At 42.7% G+C, this 2,280-nt stretch carries 3 protein-coding genes; 1 reads left to right on the top strand and 2 read right to left on the bottom strand.

The annotated features are described in order from the left end of the window. The coding region (locus VLN09_RS12000) for a LysR family transcriptional regulator (RefSeq protein WP_325246817.1) at positions 1-656 on the bottom strand (656 nt) is incomplete at its 3' end. Between the two features lie 113 nt (positions 657-769). On the opposite strand from VLN09_RS12000, the gene VLN09_RS12005 reads away from it, so the two are divergent. Beyond that, positions 770-1,894 (top strand): S-(hydroxymethyl)glutathione dehydrogenase/class III alcohol dehydrogenase, encoded by a 1,125-nt coding sequence (locus VLN09_RS12005; protein WP_325246819.1) that lies wholly within the window; start codon positions 770-772, stop codon positions 1,892-1,894. An 81-nt stretch (positions 1,895-1,975) separates the two neighbouring features. Here the strand turns inward: VLN09_RS12005 and VLN09_RS12010 are convergent, their stop codons facing one another. Continuing rightward, complete coding sequence (locus VLN09_RS12010) at positions 1,976-2,224, bottom strand: DUF2164 domain-containing protein (protein ID WP_325246821.1); 249 nt, start codon at positions 2,222-2,224, stop codon at positions 1,976-1,978. Positions 2,225-2,280 lie beyond the last annotated feature (56 nt).

Below are 2,280 nucleotides of genomic sequence, written 5' to 3' on the forward strand. Positions count from 1 at the left end.
TAACCGCTGTTATAACGTATCTTACCGCTCACGCGTATATTGCGCTCTGTATCTGCTTCTTTTAAGTGCCAATAATCAAGTGTACCCAATAAGCAGCTGTGTTGACTGAGTTCATCCAAAGTTTTTGGGCGACCATATTTCTCAAAATAAGCGGGCGATGCACAGACAAAGTTGGTACGGTGACTGAGTTTTTTGGCCATCATCGTAGAGTCGTTTAGTTTACCGATACGTATTGCTAAGTCGTAACCGCCTTCAATCAAGTCAATCTTTTGATTGCTCAAAAAAGCCGTCACTTCGATATCACTATATTGCACCATAAAATTATTTACCAGTGGCAATAGCTGCTGCTCTCCATAGGTGACAGGAGCTGTAAGATTGATTCGACCTTGCGGTTTTGACTGCAAGTTACTAACCGCTTGTTCTGCGGCATCGAGTCCATCAAGGATGCTGCGACAATGCTGATAAAACACGCGCCCTTCTTCTGTCAGCGATACTTTACGGGTGGTTCGATAGAGCAGCTTGGTATTGAGCCGTTTCTCCAATGCAGTGACCTGCCGACTCACTTGCGCCGTCGAGATGGCAAGCTTTGCTGCCGCTTTAGTAAAGCTCTCAAGTTCTGACACGTAGACAAACTCACTGATACCATCCCACTTCATGATTATTACCACTGTGTAAAAGATATTTTCAAATATGCTATATTATCATTAGCAGGGAAGTAATATAAAATAATCACACTGTTAAAATTCAACTATTAAAAAGAGAGACTTCTATGTCAGATAAATTTATTAAATCGAAAGCCGCCATTGCTTGGGGTCCTAACCAGCCACTATCTATTGAAGAAGTAGATGTCATGCTACCGCGCAAAGGCGAAGTATTGGTCAAGATCATTGCCAGTGGCGTCTGCCATACTGATGCTTTTACTTTATCTGGTGAAGACCCAGAAGGCGTATTCCCAGCGATTTTAGGTCATGAAGGCGGCGGTATCGTTGAGCAAATCGGTGAAGGCGTAACCAGCGTCCAAGTCGGTGACCATGTCATTCCGCTGTATACTGCAGAATGTGGCGAATGTAAAATGTGCTTATCGGGCAAAACCAACCTATGCTCAGCGGTACGCGAGACTCAAGGTAAAGGCTTAATGCCAGATGGCACCACCCGTTTTTATAAAGATGGTCAGCCAATTTACCATTATATGGGTTGTTCAACCTTCTCTGAATATACCGTATTGCCAGAGATCTCTTTAGCCAAAGTCAGTAAAGACGCACCGTTAGAAAAAGTTTGCTTACTTGGTTGTGGCGTGACTACTGGTCTGGGCGCAGTCATGAATACGGCAAAAGTTGAAGAGGGCTCTACCGTTGCTGTTTTCGGTCTTGGTGGTATTGGCTTAGCAGCCATCATCGGTGCAAAAATGGCAAAAGCCAGCCGTATTATCGGCATTGATATCAACGAAGATAAATTTGAGTTGGCTAAAAAACTAGGCGCAACTGATTGCATCAATTCTAAAGATTATGACAAGCCTATCCAAGATGTCATCGTTGAGATGACCGATGGCGGCGTTGACTACTCATTTGAGTGTATCGGTAATGTCGATGTTATGCGTTCAGCGCTTGAATGCTGCCATAAAGGCTGGGGTGAGTCGGTCATCATTGGTGTCGCTGGTGCAGGCAAAGAAATCTCAACCCGTCCATTCCAGCTAGTGACTGGTCGAGTCTGGCGCGGTTCAGCATTTGGTGGCGTTAAAGGCCGTTCAGAGCTGCCCGGCTATGTCGATCGTTATATGCAAGGTGATATCCCATTAAATGACTTTATCACTCATACGATGCCATTAGAAAACATCAATGAAGCGTTTGATTTGATGCATAAAGGCGAGAGTATTCGTACAGTTATTCATTTTTAACTTGTAGCAGTTATAAAATTAGCGCTATAGAATACGAAAAAGCCGCTCCTATCATAGGGGCGGCTTTTTTTGGTCTATCTTTTAGTCTTTTTTAAAGCGATGAATATCTTCTAACATCCCCGTAAACTTCTCGTATAGCCATGGCTCCATGTCATCGACTACTTGATTATAAAAATGCGGACCTACGGTTTCGATAATAAAATCTAATAAGAACTTAGCGGGCAAATTGCCAATATCGATATCAAACTCTGCAGTCATATAATCTCTAAGCTTATCCAAAACAAGTTCTTCTGTTTCAGCTGATAGGGTTAGCAATTTACCTTTATTCATCTAAATAGTCCTACTAAGAAATCTTGATTTACTCTTCCATATTGGACAATTGCTTT

It is taken from the genome of Psychrobacter sp., from assembly GCF_035469765.1.
GTDB lineage: Bacteria > Pseudomonadota > Gammaproteobacteria > Pseudomonadales > Moraxellaceae > Psychrobacter.

Bases quoted from the DNA above. Each gene is read 5' to 3' on its own strand.
- VLN09_RS12005 (WP_325246819.1), top strand. From the start codon at position 770: ATGTCAGATAAATTTATTAAATCGAAAGCCGCCATTGCTTGGGGTCCT.
- VLN09_RS12010 (WP_325246821.1), bottom strand. From the start codon at position 2,224: ATGAATAAAGGTAAATTGCTAACCCTATCAGCTGAAACAGAAGAACTT.